Source organism: Mammaliicoccus sp. I-M35, from assembly GCF_022386455.1.
GTDB lineage: Bacteria > Bacillota > Bacilli > Staphylococcales > Staphylococcaceae > Mammaliicoccus > Mammaliicoccus sciuri_A.
Map to the genome: position 1 here is coordinate 135,588 of NZ_JAJNIL010000008.1, position 16,386 is coordinate 151,973.

The 16,386-nt window shown below is 32.8% G+C and carries 16 protein-coding genes and 1 riboswitch; of the genes, 11 read left to right on the forward strand and 5 right to left on the reverse strand.

Annotation, left to right across the window (positions count from 1 at the left end; all coding sequences use genetic code 11):
* The first annotated feature begins 9 nt into the window (after nucleotides 1–9).
* Nucleotides 10–405: a PTS sugar transporter subunit IIA gene (locus LQ679_RS10580; protein ID WP_206166673.1), complete on the forward strand. Its 396-nt coding sequence runs from the start codon at nucleotides 10–12 to the stop codon at nucleotides 403–405.
* A 69-nt stretch (nucleotides 406–474) separates the two neighbouring features.
* Nucleotides 475–822, forward strand: coding sequence for a DUF2200 domain-containing protein (locus LQ679_RS10585; protein ID WP_239762701.1), 348 nt, complete (start codon nucleotides 475–477; stop codon nucleotides 820–822).
* A gap of 38 nt (nucleotides 823–860) precedes the next feature.
* Here the strand turns inward: LQ679_RS10585 and LQ679_RS10590 are convergent, their stop codons facing one another.
* Complete coding sequence (locus LQ679_RS10590) at nucleotides 861–1,640, reverse strand: class I SAM-dependent methyltransferase (protein ID WP_206166674.1); 780 nt, start codon at nucleotides 1,638–1,640, stop codon at nucleotides 861–863.
* 134 nt (nucleotides 1,641–1,774) lie between these two features.
* Between LQ679_RS10590 and LQ679_RS10595 the strand changes: the two genes are divergently transcribed.
* The 4 genes from LQ679_RS10595 to tenA all read left to right on the forward strand — a co-directional run bounded on the left by LQ679_RS10595 (nucleotide 1,775) and on the right by tenA (nucleotide 7,826).
* Nucleotides 1,775–2,293 carry an NUDIX hydrolase gene (locus tag LQ679_RS10595; protein ID WP_239740128.1) on the forward strand — a complete coding sequence of 173 codons (519 nt, stop codon included), beginning with the start codon at nucleotides 1,775–1,777 and terminating at the stop codon, nucleotides 2,291–2,293.
* A 375-nt stretch (nucleotides 2,294–2,668) separates the two neighbouring features.
* Nucleotides 2,669–5,965, forward strand: a complete 3,297-nt coding sequence (locus LQ679_RS10600) for a YSIRK-type signal peptide-containing protein (RefSeq protein WP_239762703.1) — start codon at nucleotides 2,669–2,671, stop codon at nucleotides 5,963–5,965.
* A 216-nt stretch (nucleotides 5,966–6,181) separates the two neighbouring features.
* Entirely contained in the window at nucleotides 6,182–6,913 is a 732-nt protein-coding gene (locus LQ679_RS10605; RefSeq protein WP_037590558.1) for an epoxyqueuosine reductase QueH, read from the forward strand.
* 60 nt (nucleotides 6,914–6,973) lie between these two features.
* Nucleotides 6,974–7,082: riboswitch (TPP riboswitch) on the forward strand.
* 66 nt (nucleotides 7,083–7,148) lie between these two features.
* Complete coding sequence (gene tenA / locus LQ679_RS10610; protein ID WP_239762706.1) at nucleotides 7,149–7,826, forward strand: thiaminase II; 678 nt, start codon at nucleotides 7,149–7,151, stop codon at nucleotides 7,824–7,826.
* Between the two features lie 45 nt (nucleotides 7,827–7,871).
* Here the strand turns inward: tenA and LQ679_RS10615 are convergent, their stop codons facing one another.
* From LQ679_RS10615 to LQ679_RS10625, 3 genes are read right to left on the reverse strand one after another with little or no spacing between them, the layout of a single operon-like run.
* A complete protein-coding gene (locus LQ679_RS10615) occupies nucleotides 7,872–8,768 on the reverse strand; it encodes a VOC family protein (RefSeq protein WP_204173727.1) in 897 nt (298 codons plus the stop codon).
* Between the two features lie 57 nt (nucleotides 8,769–8,825).
* Nucleotides 8,826–9,518 carry a GNAT family N-acetyltransferase gene (locus LQ679_RS10620; RefSeq protein ID WP_239762708.1) on the reverse strand — a complete coding sequence of 231 codons (693 nt, stop codon included), beginning with the start codon at nucleotides 9,516–9,518 and terminating at the stop codon, nucleotides 8,826–8,828.
* Between the two features lie 50 nt (nucleotides 9,519–9,568).
* Nucleotides 9,569–10,144 (reverse strand): phosphatase PAP2 family protein, encoded by a 576-nt coding sequence (locus LQ679_RS10625; RefSeq protein ID WP_239762710.1) that lies wholly within the window; start codon nucleotides 10,142–10,144, stop codon nucleotides 9,569–9,571.
* A gap of 162 nt (nucleotides 10,145–10,306) precedes the next feature.
* On the opposite strand from LQ679_RS10625, the gene LQ679_RS10630 reads away from it, so the two are divergent.
* The 3 genes from LQ679_RS10630 (at nucleotide 10,307) to LQ679_RS10640 (ending at nucleotide 12,502) form a co-directional block, all read left to right on the forward strand.
* Nucleotides 10,307–11,221 carry an LCP family protein gene (locus tag LQ679_RS10630; protein WP_037590549.1) on the forward strand — a complete coding sequence of 305 codons (915 nt, stop codon included), beginning with the start codon at nucleotides 10,307–10,309 and terminating at the stop codon, nucleotides 11,219–11,221.
* Between the two features lie 45 nt (nucleotides 11,222–11,266).
* Nucleotides 11,267–11,566 (forward strand): winged helix-turn-helix transcriptional regulator, encoded by a 300-nt coding sequence (locus tag LQ679_RS10635; RefSeq protein WP_037590548.1) that lies wholly within the window; start codon nucleotides 11,267–11,269, stop codon nucleotides 11,564–11,566.
* Nucleotides 11,567–11,641: 75 nt separating this feature from the next.
* The gene (locus tag LQ679_RS10640) at nucleotides 11,642–12,502 is read left to right on the forward strand and encodes a fructosamine kinase family protein (RefSeq protein WP_239762711.1); all 861 of its coding nucleotides are present in this window, start codon (nucleotides 11,642–11,644) and stop codon (nucleotides 12,500–12,502) included.
* A 31-nt stretch (nucleotides 12,503–12,533) separates the two neighbouring features.
* On the opposite strand, the gene LQ679_RS10645 is transcribed toward LQ679_RS10640, so the two are convergent.
* A complete protein-coding gene (locus LQ679_RS10645; protein ID WP_239762713.1) occupies nucleotides 12,534–13,094 on the reverse strand; it encodes a helix-turn-helix domain-containing protein in 561 nt (186 codons plus the stop codon).
* Between the two features lie 116 nt (nucleotides 13,095–13,210).
* Between LQ679_RS10645 and LQ679_RS10650 the strand changes: the two genes are divergently transcribed.
* Both LQ679_RS10650 and LQ679_RS10655 read left to right on the forward strand, forming a co-directional pair.
* Nucleotides 13,211–14,401: a CynX/NimT family MFS transporter gene (locus LQ679_RS10650; RefSeq protein WP_037590545.1), complete on the forward strand. Its 1,191-nt coding sequence runs from the start codon at nucleotides 13,211–13,213 to the stop codon at nucleotides 14,399–14,401.
* 214 nt (nucleotides 14,402–14,615) lie between these two features.
* Nucleotides 14,616–15,998 carry an amino acid permease gene (locus tag LQ679_RS10655; RefSeq protein ID WP_126477317.1) on the forward strand — a complete coding sequence of 461 codons (1,383 nt, stop codon included), beginning with the start codon at nucleotides 14,616–14,618 and terminating at the stop codon, nucleotides 15,996–15,998.
* Nucleotides 15,999–16,386 lie beyond the last annotated feature (388 nt).

The window sequence follows — 16,386 nt, forward strand, 5'->3', positions numbered from 1 at the left end:
GTTTTCACAATGGGAAAATTAATTTTAGCAAGTCATGGTTCAATGTGTGAAGGTTTAAAAGAAAGTGTCGAAATGATATTAGGACCACAAGATAATATTGAAACTGTTGCACTTTTACCAGATGAAGGACAAGAAGACTTTGAAAAGAAATTTCTAGCAGCAATCAATGATGAAGAAGTAACTGTATTTACAGATTTACTAGGCGGTACACCAGCCAATGTCATTTCTAAAACTTTAATGAATGGAAAGCAGTTTGATTTATATGCCGGAATGAATTTGCCTATGGTTATTGCATATCTAAATGGAGAAATGTTGAATCAAGAGGTGGACATCATTAATGAAACGCAAAAAAGTATCGTAAAAGTAAATGATTTACTACAAGACTTAGACGAAGATGATGAATAACGATTAAAATTAGTCAATAAATGCTGTTACCCTTTATAATAAAGTAAAGATAAAAATGAGGGATGCATAATGAAGAATGAAAAAATATACGACATGCCAGTATCAAATGTTTATCCACATTACGTCACAAAAGCTGAGAAAAAAGGTAAAACAAAAGCAGACGTAGATGAAATCATCATTTGGTTAACAGGTTATAGTCAAGAATCATTAGATCAGCAGTTAGAGAACAAAACTAATTTTAGAACATTTTTTGAAGAAGCACCAAATATGAATCCAAATCGTAAACTGATCAAAGGCATCATATGTGGCATAAGAGTTGAAGAAATCGAAAAACCACTTATGCAAGAAATTAGATACTTAGACAAATTAATAGATGAGTTAGCGAGAGGTAAGAAAAAAGAAAACATATTTAGGTGAATATAAAGTAAAAGCATGGGATAATCTCCCATGCTTTTTTAATGATATGCTACCCAAAGTGTCCACTGATCTTTTTCTATTATCGGAGAATCGTCTCCTACATATTTAGGGAATTGTGCTACAAATGAATTTAATTCTTGGTCTGATAATTCAAATAGAATACTACGACCTTTTCTTGATAAATAATCATGCTGTAATGATTCTATCGTTGCATATGTTTGTCTAATTTCATTAATTTTTAAAGTTTCAACATTATTAAATCCAACATCATATAATGCCTTTGTAACATCTGCTTCTGAATGTCTTCTCTTTGAATCAAAATCCCGCAGTTTTGGAAAGTGCTCATATAAATATCCGCGTAGATTGGTTGAAGAAGCGGGAATCGCTAAATCTTCAATAGTTCGATCTTGAATGACAAATATGCTGTTATCTTTTAGAATACGCTTTGTTTCTAAAAAAGCTTTTTGTAAATCTTTAATATGATGAATGAGCGCTCTTGAAAGGATAAAATTCTGTGACTGGTTGGCTAAATGATTATTGAATATATCTCCAACTTCAAATTCTATATGGTTATTGTAAGCTTGTTCATTAGCTGATGCGATCATTACTTCAGATTGGTCTATACCTAAGACATGCTTGAATCCAAATTCACTTAATTGATTTGTATAAATGCCGCCACCACAACCGATGTCTAGTGCATTATCCTTATCAATATTAGATTGTTTGATGATGCTTCTTATCAAAGTTACCCAATTATAATCAACCTTTCGTCCACTATACATATACTTATTATGCTCATCATGAAATATATTATTCAAAATATCATCCCCTTTCCTTACACCATACACCTAAATGGATAGTTGTAATAATACACATAACTTATGAATAGCTATAACAAGGTGTTAATTTCAATATGATAAAATAAAATTACTATGATTACGGAGTGGTGAGAATGGAGACTTGGGATTTATACGATGAAAATAGGCAGTTATTAAATGAAACGATGACAAGAGGAAATGAAGTACCTGCTAATCGATATCATCTTGTGATTCATGTCTGTATTATTAATAAGCAGGGACAATTACTAATACAAAAAAGAAGAGATGACAAACAAGGATGGCCAGGTAAGTGGGACTTCTCAGCAGGAGGTAGTGCTGTTCAAGGTGATACAAATAGAGTTGCAGCAGAACGAGAAACATATGAAGAACTAGGTATTCAATTAGACTTGTCTAATCAAAGACCACATTTCACAATTAATTACTATGATGCATTTGATGATTTCTTTGTTATTCACGAGGAAGTAAATATAGAAAAACTAAGCTTTCCAACAGAAGAAGTACAAGAAGTAAAATGGGTTACAAAAGATGAATTATTAGGCATGATTAAAGAAGGTTTATTTATTCCGTATAGGAATAGTCTTATTGAATTTATATTTGAAATGAATATCGGTTTAGGAACAATACGAGAGTAAAGAAACAGTAAATCTGTTTCTTTTTTTTGCGTAAATTTTATTATTTAAATAAAGTTTTCGAAATAGTGTGATTATTACTTTTCCATTTATTAATCTAGTATGCACTCGTACAAAATATGTCTCACTAATAATTTGTATAATACAACAATTCTTTATAGCTATATAAAACGGTGTATATTACGAAACAAATAAATACTATTAAATGGATAAATATATTCTAACATTGCCTTAAATGTAATTTTATAACATTACTAAAATCTTATATAAATATAAATCGATTGTATATTATTAGATTTTAATAAAAGAAAAATAGTGCAAAATTAAAATTATGTAGTATTATAAAAGTGTATTTAATTAATTTGGGAGGAGTAAGACATGAGAGAAAAGAGAAGATACTCAATACGCAAATTTACAGTTGGAGCAGGATCAGTTTTAATAGGTTTAACGCTGTATTCGGGAATAAATACAGTAGAAGCAAGTGAAAATAATTTTGAAACATCAATTAAGGTTACAAATAATTCATCAGAAGATGATGGAACTTCAGAGAAAAAAGAAGTCATAAAAGATAATGACTTAAATACTGAACAAGTACAAACACCAATAAAATCAACTGGTCAAGATACAAAAGTTAATGAAACAACTGATAATACGGGAAATAACTCAAATGAATCTTTAGGTGAAGAATCAACTCTAGAACAAGAGCATAAAGAAGATACTAGTGTTTCAGAAGGTGCTTCTATTGTTGAAAATAATGAAAAAATAACAAATGAACAAGAGGAAGCTACATATGATGACCAATCGTCTCAAGAGCATCCAGTTAAAGATAGTGACTTAATAGAACAAAATACAGAAAAAGCAACAGAAGTACAAACAGAACAACAGAGTGAACAAGAAGTTTCTTCAACAGATGAACCAAATGTAGTAGACATTAATCAATCTTCAGATACTAGTGAGAAAGTTGAAGATGCTACAGATACAGATGGAAACAGTTCATCAGAAGTTGCTAAAGAATCTGAAGATACACAAGGTAGTGTAGAAGACAGTCTAGAAAAAACAGAACTTGATAATACAGAAGGATCAAATAATGAAGTAGATACAACAAATAACGCTTCAGAAACAAATATTAAAGTGGATGAAAAAATTAGTGAAGATGTACCATATTCGGAAGATATAACGGATAACGTACAACCGGAATCTTTAAATTCGAAAGAAGAGAACATTAGCATCAATGCTTTAATAGACGTAGAAGTTCTTAGTAATAAGAAGCTTGACGCTACACATAGCGATGGTAAATTGCAATTAAAAATGAAAGGTAGATCGTTAGTAAATCTGGGAATTGGAAGTACTTACCCTACTTTCCAGTTGCCTTCTCAGTTTAAAGATTTAATGTCAAATCCTAATTTTAGAGACGCAGTACGAATTGATTATGAAGCACGTGATGTTTTGAATTTAAAGTTGTTGGATAATAAATCAATTATGGGGAATGATTTAAATATTGATCCTAATACTGGTGTGATATACGGCAAGATATCAAGTTTAGTTTCTCTTAGTATTGGTACTAATATGGCGTATATTTTAACGTTAGATTTAAATGAATTAACAGATGATGGTATTTTACCAGGTTCTGACCAACCAGGTAGTCACGAGTATAACTTTAAATCTGATGTTGGAACAGGAATAATAAATCTTGATTTATTAACAAAAAATGGTAATGAAGATTCTATAATTATTGAAGTTGACCCAGAAGCAGAAGACGAGAATGACGATGACAGCACTGGTGATGAACCAGACCCAGAAGAAGAACCAAATGATGACTCAGAAGAAACGGATCCTGAGGATGACAATTCAGATGCTGGATCCGAAGAAGACACTAATGATGACAGCACAGAAGAAGAACCAGGTGAGGATAACGATGAAGATTCCGACACTGGATCCGAAGACGAAGGTAATACAGAAGACCCTGATTCAGATGTAGGCGAGGATGAAGACTCAGAAGAAGAACCGAATACTGAAGAAGATACTGACGCAGAAAACGGTACTGAAGAACCAGACGAAGATTCGAATGATAACGATGATACTGATTCAGATGTAGACGAGGATGAAAACTCAGAAGAGGAACCAAATAGTGAAGAAGACAATGGTGACAACAACACAGAAGAACCAGGTGAAGATGCAGAAGACAATTCCGACACTGGATCCGAAGAGGAAGATAATTCAGAAGACACTGACTCAGATGTAGGTGAGGATGAAGACTCAGAAGAAGATCCGAATACTGAAGAAGATACTGACGGAGACGACAACTCAGAAGATACAGAAGAAGATTCGGATGTAGACGAAGAAGAAACGGATTCAGAGGATGACAATTCAGATGCTGGATCCGAAGAAGACAATAATGATGACGGCACAGAAGAAGAACCAGGTGAGGAAAACGATGAAGATTCCGACACTGGATCCGAAGACGAAGGTAATACAGAAGACCCTGATTCAGGTGTAGGCGAGGATGAAGACCCAGAAGAAGAACCAGGTGAGGATAACGATGAAGATTCCGACACTGGATCCGAAGACGAAGGTAATACAGAAGACCCTGATTCAGATGTAGGCGAGGATGAAGACCCAGAAGAAGAACCAAATGAAGACTCAGAAGAAACGGATCCTGAGGATGACAACAACCCAGAAGAATCAGAAGAAGATTCGGATGAGAACGAAGATACTGATTCAGATGAAGGTGAGGAAGAAGACTCAGAAGAAGATCCGAATACTGAAGAAGATACTGACGGAGACGACAGTACTGGTGAAAATGAAGATTCTGAGGATAATTCTGACACTGGATCCGAAGAGGAAGATAATACAGAAGACACTGACTCAGATGTAGGAGAGGAAGAAGACTCAGAAGAAGATCCAAATACTGACGAAGATGCTGACGGAGACGACAACCCAGAAGAACCAGACGAAGATTCGGATGAGAACGATGATACTGATTCAGATGTAGACGAGGAAGAAGACTCAGAAGAAAATCCAAATACTGACGAAGATGCTGACGGAGACGACAACTCAGAAGATACAGAAGAAGATTCGGATGTAGACGAAGGAGAAACAGATCCTGCTGAAGAAAATAATGATACAGTTGAAGAATCAGAAGATGGTTCTAATACTGGTTCTGATGAAGACAACAATAAGGGTGAAGACACTGAAGATGAAAAAGGTACTGATTCGGAAAGTGATAATAACCCAGATGCTGTTGGAGATTCAGTTCCAAGTGAAGATACAAATGCAAACGGAAATAATTATTCGGATGTAGAGGAAGATCTAGAAGGAAATAATGCTACTGATGAAAGCACAAATTCAGAAACGGTTGATAGTGATTCTGTAATAGATGCTGATAACAAAACAGCAGAAGTGAATGACTTAAATAAGGACTTTGGTTTAGGTAACGATAGCAATGAATATAATCAAGACCTGATAAATATTAGTTCAAGTAATCATGACACTACTACAAATTTTGTAGCGAACGCTGATACAGAAACAGAAATATCGGATGATGAAAATAACGATGGTAAGTTACCTGATACTGGAGAAAATAACAATAATAATGGTACTTTATTCGCAACATTATTCGCAGGATTAGGATCTATTATGCTATTTAATAGAAGAAAAAATCGTAAAAAAGAATAATAAGTGCTTAAATTTGATTGTGGCCGGGGTAACATAGTTTATCCTAGCCACAATTTTTATTAAAAACTGGACAATCTCAAAGTGAAGATAATATTGCAAAAGTCATTTATTAAAATCCCTATACTATCTCTAATCATCATATTGCTATCACCTTTTGAATGTTATAAAATATTGTAAAAATGACAATTTTTGTATAAAGGAATGGTTAGGGATATGGTGATTTCAGCTGATGGTATTATTGCTAAGATGAAAAATCAAAAGATTAACTATGATAAGGTTATGCGTAAAATGATTTCTGAATGGGAACGTTCTGAAACAAGACCTTCTATTTTAATTCATAGTTGTTGTGCGCCTTGTAGTACTTATACGTTAGAGTTATTAACACAATATGCAGATGTTGCGATTTATTTTGCGAATCCAAATATTCATCCGAAAAGTGAATATGAACGTAGGGCGAAAGTTCAAGAAACGTTTGTTGAACAGTTTAATGAGCGTACAAATTCTAATGTTAAATATATTGAAGCAGCCTATGAACCTCATAAATTTATGAAAATGGTTAAAAGTAAAGATTTAGCTGATGAAAATGAAGGTGGGCTAAGATGTACGGCTTGTTTCGAAATGCGTTTAGAACTCGTTGCAGAAGCGGCAGCTGATCTTGGATATGATTATTTTGCGAGTGCGTTAACGTTATCACCTAAGAAAAATGCACAATTGATTAACGAACTTGGTATGGATGTTCAAGATTTATATCATGTTTATTATTTACCGAGTGATTTTAAGAAGAACAAAGGGTATGAAAGATCGATTAAAATGTGCAATGAGTATGAAATTTTTAGACAATGCTATTGTGGTTGTGTGTTTGCAGCTATGAAGCAAGGTATAGATTTTAAAGAAGTGAATAAACAGGCTAAAGCTTATTTAGAATCATGTAATAAAAGTTGTATGTAATTTTATTTGCAATCCTAGGATAAAACAGATATGTTGAAAGAGTATAGAAATTAAATAATTTTAAACCACTGGAAGTGCCTTTATAAAGGCTGAGATTAAAGTGATACCTTTAAAATTCCTTGAACCTGATCCAGCTTATACTGGCGTAGGAAAGTGGCGTATTGATTTTAAGGTACTCATGACGCTATTTTCTTAATGAAAATAGCGTTTTTTTAATTATAAGGAGGATTTATAAATGAAATTTACAGATAGAGTATTCAATAGAGTTGAACCGATTTGGCAATCTTATATGGAACATCCTTTTATTATAGGATTAGGTGATGGCACGTTAGATCAAGAAAAATTTAAACATTGGTTGAAGCAAGATTATATATATTTAATAGAATATGCGAGACTATTCTCAATTGGTGCATCTAAATCAACTGATTTAAAAATGATGGCGACTTATGCTGATTTAGCGAATGGTACATTAAATACTGAAATGTCATTACATAGAGGTTATGCTAAGCAATTTGGTATATCAGAAGCGGAATTAGAAGAAACAGAACCGGCTCAAACGACTGTTGGCTATACGAGTTATATGTTGAATATGGCACAACAAGGTGGTATAGAGAATGTAATTGCGGCTATTTTGACATGTACTTGGAGTTATAATTATATAGGTTTAAAATTAGCTGAAATTAAAGGAGCATCGGACCATCCTTTATACGGAGAATGGATTAATATGTATGCTTCAGATGAATTTAGTCAGTACAAAGAAGGTTGTATTCAGTTGATGGATCAAGTTGCAGAAGGTAAGACAGAAGCGGAATTACAACGCTTAGAAGACATTATTGTTAAAACGAGTTACTATGAATATATGTTCTGGGATATGGCTGAACATTTAGAAACATGGCCAGTACCGGTTAAATAAATTAAAAAGACAGAAGCATGCACAACGCTTCTGTCTTTTTTAATACTATAATTTGCCTTCGTAGGCTTTTATTAAAGTTTCTACATCGAATTTTTTCATCTTAAGGAATGCTTTTGTAACGTTACTGATTTGTTCTGGTGTGCCTTCTTCTGCCATTTGATCCATGATTTTAGGGACAATTTGCCAAGAGACACCGAATTGATCTTTGACCCATCCGCATTGTTCTGCTTCTGGTACAGCAGATAATTTATCCCAATAATAATCAATTTCTTGTTGGTCTTCTAAAAATAGCATTAATGAAATACCTTCATTTAAGTTGAATTCATGTTTATGTGCACTATCAAGTGCGACAAAATATTGGTCTTCTAATTTAAATTCTGCATGAGCGAGTGTATCTGGCTTGTCTGGCTCCATGCCTTCTGGGTAATAAAATTTACTAATATCACCACTGTTTTTAAATACGCTTGTGTAGTAGTTAATCGCTTCTTCAGCTCTACCAACATTATCATTAATGAACATAAATGATGGTCTAATACGATCATCGAATGGTTGGTCTGTGATGAGGAGTTGCCATGAAACACCAAACTGATCTTCTAACCAGCCATATTTTTCACTAAAGTCATAAGCACCAAGTTCCATCATAATTTTCCCGTTATGTGCGAGTGCAGTCCAAACTTTGTCGAGTAACGCTGCTTCAGATTGATTGAAAAGTACTGTAAATGATATGGAAGGATTTTTCGTGAAATAGGGACCAGCATTGATTGCCATAAATTTATAACCAAAAACGTTAAAAGTGAGCTGCTTTGCATCTCCGGATGGTGTATCTGTAAACGTTACATCTGAAATGATTTCTGATTCTGGAAAAGTTTGCATATAATAATCGACGGCTTCTTGCGCTTCGTTATCGAACCATAAATGCGGAACAATTCTTTGATTATTCATTTCTTCATCTCCTCAATCCTTTTTACTTATTATACCCATCGTTATAAATATAAACATTTAGTTCATTGAGAGTTTATTGATTTGTGTACCATCATGATTAAAATTACTTTCATCTAGCCATTCTTCATAATGATTTTTGATAGATGGCCATTCTTTATCAATGATAGAGAACCAATCTGTATCACGGCTTCTTCCTTTATATACGAGTGCTTGTCGAAAAGTACCTTCATATTTGAAACCAAGTCTTTCGGCAGCGTGTTTTGAAGGTGCGTTTAAACTATCGCATTTCCATTCATAACGTATATATTTTAAAGATTCCAAAACGTATCGAGCAAGTAAATATTGTACTTCAGTAGCAATGCGCGTTCTTTTAAGTAGTGAAGAATAATGAATGTGGCCAACTTCTATCGTTGAAGCTTTAGGATTAATTCTTAAAAGTGACATTATACCTAATGCTTGATGTGTTTCTTTGTCGACAATCGCAAAGAAATAAGGATCTTTAGAAATGATTCTTTCTTCGATTAATTGCGTAAATGAAGCTTTATCGTGAATCGGTTCATGAGGTAAATACGTCCAGTTTGCATCATTTTCTGATGAACATAATAAAGGGAATAACTGATCGATATGACTTTCGTTTAAATGTTCAAGTTTACTGTACTTACCTTCAAGTAATTCAACATTAGGCATATTCGGTTCTTTAAATGATTCGACTTCATCACCAATTGGTTGATTAAAAGTATTATATCTCATAAAAAATCCTCCTTTATTTTTATCATAGCATAAAATAAAGGAGGTGAAATTTACGAGCGCGAGTACCTATGCATAAATTTAGTAACGCTTAAATAAACTAAATGAACAATGATTAAACTTGCGACAGTATCAGAAAAGAAGTGTGCACTTAAATAAATTCTTGAACACATCATAGACAAAATTAATATCGCAGTAATCCATTTAACTGTTACATGATTGTATAACGCAAGTATGAGAAAAATAGCTACAAATAATGTTAGTGTATGCATACTTGGAAAGCTGTATCCATCAATTAAATCAGAAGGTCTTGGTCGTTGAATAATATACTTTAACGCTGTTCCGATAAATAGTGATAAGAAAGAGAATATTAAATACTGTAGCAAATTTCTTCTATTATAAAAGTATAATCCAATTAATAATACGCATATTAATATACCACTATGTAGAGGTGAAAATATAAATGAAATAATGGATAGATAATTATGTAATCTAAATGCTAATGTTTCGGTTTGTATAAATTGATAGACATACTGATCAATAGGATTGATATAATTTGTAAAAATCAATGACACGATTAAAATTAATAAAATAGCATAACAAATAATGAGCTTGGAATCTTTCTTCATTGTGCTTAAAGCTCCTTTGAACGTAAATATTTAGACTTTTTTTCTATTGTAAATATAAAAATAATTTTAAACAATAGGACTTTAGGACTACCTAAATATCATTTAGTAATATACTTAAAAGTGCTATCATAGTAATTATAAATAAAAACTAGGAGTGTGACTATGAAGCTAACAAGAAAAGGTAAAGTAACTATTATTATTGCAGCTATTGTCTTAATTGCTGGTATATTTGTAACAGTAAAGGCGATTAATATAAATAACAAAGTTTATCAACCCATCAATAAACAAGATACAAAACATGTGAAAGAAAAAATTAATAACAATAAGCCGATTTCTATCGCAATTTTTGGTGTAGATTCTAACAAAGAAAGAGAATCAGAAAATATAGGTGAAAGAACGGATTCAATTATGTTAGCTTCAATTAATCCTAAAACTAAAACAACGAAACTCGTTAGTGTTCCACGTGATATGGCAGTAAATATTCCTGGATATAGTAGTCATGATAAAGTTGCACATGCATATGCATACGGTGGATCAAAAACAGCAGTACAAACATTAAAAAATGAATTCAATATACCGATAGATGGGTATATAACAGTAGATATGGATGGCTTTAAAAAGACAATCGATGCCTTAGACGGTGTAAATGTTAAAAGTAATAAATCATTTACTTTTAACGGTACAAAATTTAAAGCTGGAGAGAAAGTGAAATTAAATGGTCAAGAAGCATTAGACTTTGTACGCAGTCGTAAAGAAGCGGGCGCTGGAGATGATGAAGGAAGACAAGAAAGACAACGTATTGTAATAGAAGCAACAAGTAAAAAGCTTAAAAATAATTTGAATGTCAATAATTTCAATGAGTTGATGAATGTTGCTCAAGATAACATTACAACAAGCTTTAATTTAAATGACACAAGAAAACTAATTACTGACTATAAAAGTGCAACAGAACATTTTGAGAAGATATCTATCGATGGTGTGAATCAAGTAGAGAGTGATGGTATTTGGTATTTCGAAGCAGATAAAGGTGCGAAAGAGCAAATTGTGAAATCGTATAAAAATAATTTAAAAAGCTAACATTTGGATGTATCAATTTACTTAATATGAAATGGGGTTATTTAAGTGACTTCAATTAATGAAGTGAAGATTGAACAAAATATGAATCACCTTATTCAAAATTACGGTATTCAACTATTAAATTATATGAGTGATTGTGAAAGAGAAGAAAAAGCAATACTTTCAGCGTTTGAGAAAGTGGATAGTCATATTATTAAAGCATCTCTAGAATTGTTGAAGCAAAATAATCTTATCAATGTTAGAACTGAAGAGATTATGCCCCCAAACATCTATTATCATCTTACGAAAGATGGCGAGTTGATTTTGCAGATGATTTATAAGTTTGAGTCATTAACCTTTGAGTAGGTTACACAATAATAAATAGCTGTTGTTTTGAACTTTGAATAATTTTTAATACAATAACACATAGGAGGGATCGTCATGAATAAAGATTGGCAATCGCAATTACCTATAGATGATATTAAAGAGCTCATACCAGTAAGTGGTGGAGATGTGAATGAAGCATATAGAATTGAAAGACAGAGTGGAACGGATTTTCTACTTGTTCAACATAATAGAAGCGAAGATTTTTACGCTGCCGAAATTGCTGGTTTAGAAGCATTTGAAGAAGCGGGTGTTACAGCGCCTGTTGTTAAAGGTTACGGTCAAATTAATGGAGATGCGTATTTAATACTAAGTTATCTTGAAGAAGGTCGTCGAGGTAGTCAAAGTGAACTCGGCAAACTGGTAGCGAAATTGCATAGTCATTATCAACAAGATGGTAAATTTGGATTTCATTTACCTTATCATGGTAGTGATATTACGTTCGAAAATGGTTGGAAAGATACATGGATTAATATATTTGTCGAGCAACGTTTAGATCAATTAAGAGACGAAATTGTAAGAAGAGGACTTTGGTCTAAGGACGAACTTCAACAATTTGAACAAGTACGTACAGTCATTATTGAAGCCTTAACAGAACATAAAAGTAAACCGTCATTACTACATGGAGACTTGTGGGCAGGTAATTATATGTTCTTATCAAACGGGGAACCAGCATTATTTGACCCTTCACCATTATATGGAGATCGTGAATTTGATTTAGGAGCAACAAGAGTCTTTGGTGGTTTCACGGATGCATTTTATAAAGCTTATGATGAAGCATTACCTTTAAGTAAAGGTGCAAATGAAAGAATTAAATTTTATGAACTATACTTATTGATGGTGCACTTAGTGAAGTTTGGTTCAATGTATGCAGGTAGTGTTCAGAGAACAATGGATGACATATTAAATGATAAGTAAAAGGATTGGGATAAAAATTTATCCCAATCCTTTATTTATTGTGTTGATATTGTATAGTTGCTGTTAAATGAACATTATCTTCACCTATATTACGATAAGTATGTGTTACGTCAGATTCAAAACGTATAGCATCATCTTGACGAACTATGTGTTTAACGCCATTGATATCGACTTCAAGTGTACCGCTATGAACGATAATGTACTCTTCAGATCCATTGTGATGGCCTTCTGATATCATTTCAGCTCCACTTTGTAAAATCATATTAAACATTTCAAAATTTTTATCAATATTAAATGGGAAATATGGGTATATCGTGACGGATTGATTATCGTTATATATAGGTGTAATGTCTGATTTAGACACACAATTAATGTTATCTTCTTTGTTAGAAATTAAATCGGATATAGGTAAATGTAAGCCATTTGCTATTTTCCATAAAGTTGTAATGGTAGGATTAGATTGTCCATTCTCAATTTGATTGAGCATTGTTTTGCTAACACCTGTCAATTTAGATACTGTGCTTAGGCTTAATTGTTGCGATGTTCGGTACTGTGACAAATTATGCGCAACAATTGTATGGATATCTTTCATAAATATAAACACTCCTATTTACTTTATAACGAACGCGTTGTACAATATAGTGTGTTCTTTATAACGAACGTTAAGAACAGTATAACAGAAATTCAATTTAGGGAGATAATAAAAAGATGGATCATATAAATAGAAGTAAAAAACAAACTTTAATATTATTTATTGGTATCTTACTAATTGGAGCAAGTTTAAGAGCACCTATAACTTCAGTAGGGATTGCATTACCTTCAATTAAAGAAACTTTAAATTTATCCAATACATCTGTCAGTTTAATCACAATTATTCCATTGCTTTCATTTGCAGTAATTTCACTATTCGCTGCTAAAATTAGTCATAAATTTGGATTAGAACGTACAGTTTTTGGTGCACTCATATTAATTTGTATAGGTATTGCTTTAAGGGCGATTACTGGAGTCTCTTGGTTATATGTCGGTACGATATTAATAGGTGTAGGGATTGCGTTTGGAAATGTGTTAACACCAGGTATCATTAAAATGAACTTCCCGTTACGTATAGGTATCATGACAGGTTATTACACAGTTGTGATGAATATATTCGGAAGTGCTTCATCATATGTGACAGCACCACTTGTTAAACATTTTAATTACAACATAGCAATCAGTTTAATTGGTATTGTAACGTTTATAGGTATTATTATATGGTCATTCCAGTTAAACAAACATGAAACAGTTAATAGTTCTCAAACAACGACAAATATAAATGTTTGGAAATCACCATTGTCATGGCAAATTACACTATTAATGGGTGGTCAATCAATGATATTTTATTCATTGATAAATTGGTTACCTGAATTTTTATTAAGTCATGGTACGCCGATTAATGAAGCGGGTATTTATTTATCGATTCTTCAATTAGCCATTATTCCACTAACTTTTGTCACACCTATATTTGCTGAAAAAATGAAGAACCAAGTTCTGATTACTTTTGTGACAGGATTACTTTTCGTATTAGGTATACTAACGTTAATGTTACAACCTAACTGGGCATTTTTAGGTATTATATTGATTGGTATTGCCAGTGGTTTAGCATTTGGACTTGTTAATACATTCTTTGGATTAAGAACAGAAAATGGTTTAACGGCAGCTAAATTATCAGGTATGTCACAGTCAGTAGGGTATTTATTTGCTGCGATTGGTCCATTACTATTCGGTATACTGCACGATGCTACAAATAGTTGGAATACGTCATTTGGCATACTGCTTGTTACGTCAATTATCATTATGATTATAGGATCACGTGCTGGTAGAAATATTACAATAGAACAAACTTTGGGAGCGAGACATTAAATTAATGTCTCGTTTTCTTTATTTCTATTTATTAATTATAAATAAATTACAATATTATGAACAAAATACATATAATTTTATAAAAAAAGGAAAACGCTTTCTAGTAGTGCTTTATTTTCTGATTATTTATAGTATAATTGTCCCATGAAGTTTGAATAAAATTAAATAGATAAATCTTAACTGAAAAGTTTGTAATGAGGAGTGACATGAAAGAATGGAAGACAATCATTTAAAAAGGGGTCTGAGTTCACGTCAAGTACAGATGATTGCACTTGGTGGAACAATAGGTGTTGGTTTGTTTATGGGTGCTTCAAGCACTATTAAATGGTCGGGACCATCTGCAATATTCGCTTATTTAGTAGCAGGCCTTTTCTTGTATTTAGTAATGAGAGCAATGGGAGAATTAGTTTATTTGTATCCAACTACAGGATCATTCGCCAACTATGCGAGTGATTATTTACATCCAGTAGCTGGTTATGTAACAGCTTGGAGTAACATATTCCAGTGGATAGTAGTAGGTATGAGTGAAGTAATCGCTGTTGGTCAATATATGCAATACTGGTGGCCAGATTTACCAACATGGATACCAGGGGTAATAGTAGTAGTAACTTTAGCTGCAGCAAATTTAACGTCAGTTAAAGCTTTCGGTGAATTTGAATTCTGGTTTGCAATGATTAAAGTAGTAACAATTATTTTAATGATTATAGCTGGTTTCGGTCTAATCTTCTTTGGACTTGGAAATGGCGGGAATGCTATAGGTTTAGGAAACTTAACAGAACATGGTGGATTCTTCCCTAAAGGTATCGTAGGTTTCTTCTTTGCATTATCAATGGTTGTAGGTTCTTATCAAGGGGTAGAATTAATAGGGATTACAGCTGGTGAAACGAAAGATCCACAGAAAAATATTAAAAAAGCCGTTAATGGTGTAATTTGGCGTATTTTAATCTTTTACATAGGTGCAATATTCGTTATTGTAACAGTTTATCCATGGGATCAATTAGGTAACGTAGGTAGTCCATTTGTTGCAACATTCGCAAAAGTAGGTATCACAATTGCGGCAGGATTAATTAACTTTGTTGTTATAACAGCAGCAATGTCAGGTTGTAACTCAGGTATATTCAGTTCAAGCCGTATGGTTTATACATTAGCTCAAAAAGGACAAATGCCTCGTATTTTCACAAAAGTTATGAAAACAGGGGTACCATTCTTTGCAGTATTAGCAATTTCAATTGGTATTTTTGTAGGTGTTATTTTAAATATTGTATTACCATTAGTGATTGATGGTTCTGAAAATATCTTTGTGTATGTATACAGTGCATCAATACTACCAGGTATGGTTCCTTGGTTTATGATTTTATTTAGTCATATTCAATTTAGAAGAAATCATTCAGATGAAATTAAAGGTCATCCATTCAAGATGCCGTTTGCACCATACTCTAACTATTTAACATTAGGATTCTTTATCTTAGTATTAATCGGTATGTTGTTCAATTCAGAAACACGCGTTTCTGTTATTATCGGTATTGTATTCTTATCCGTAATGACAATTGTATACTTCTTAAGAGGTTATCATAAAGAAGATAAAGGTGAATATTAAGCCTTTAACATAAAGCGTCTAGAACAGAAAAGTTCTAGACGCTTTTTCGTATTTTCAGAAATATGGGGGTGGGATGAATATTTTAGATGAGGGGAACTTGTGAGTGGGGTGTGACTAGCAATACTTATGGCATTGTATTTATCAAGATTGACCAAACAAGATAAATAGGAGCTCTGTATTTATCAAGATTGACCAAACAAGATAAATAGGAGCTCTGTATTTATCAAGACTGGCCAAACAAGATAAATAGGAGCTCTGTATTTATCAAGACTACCCAAACAAGATAAATATGAGCCTTGTATTTATCAAGATTGACCAAACAAGATAAATAGGAGCTCTGTATTTATCAAGACTGGCCAAACAAGATAAATAGGAGCTCTGTATTTAT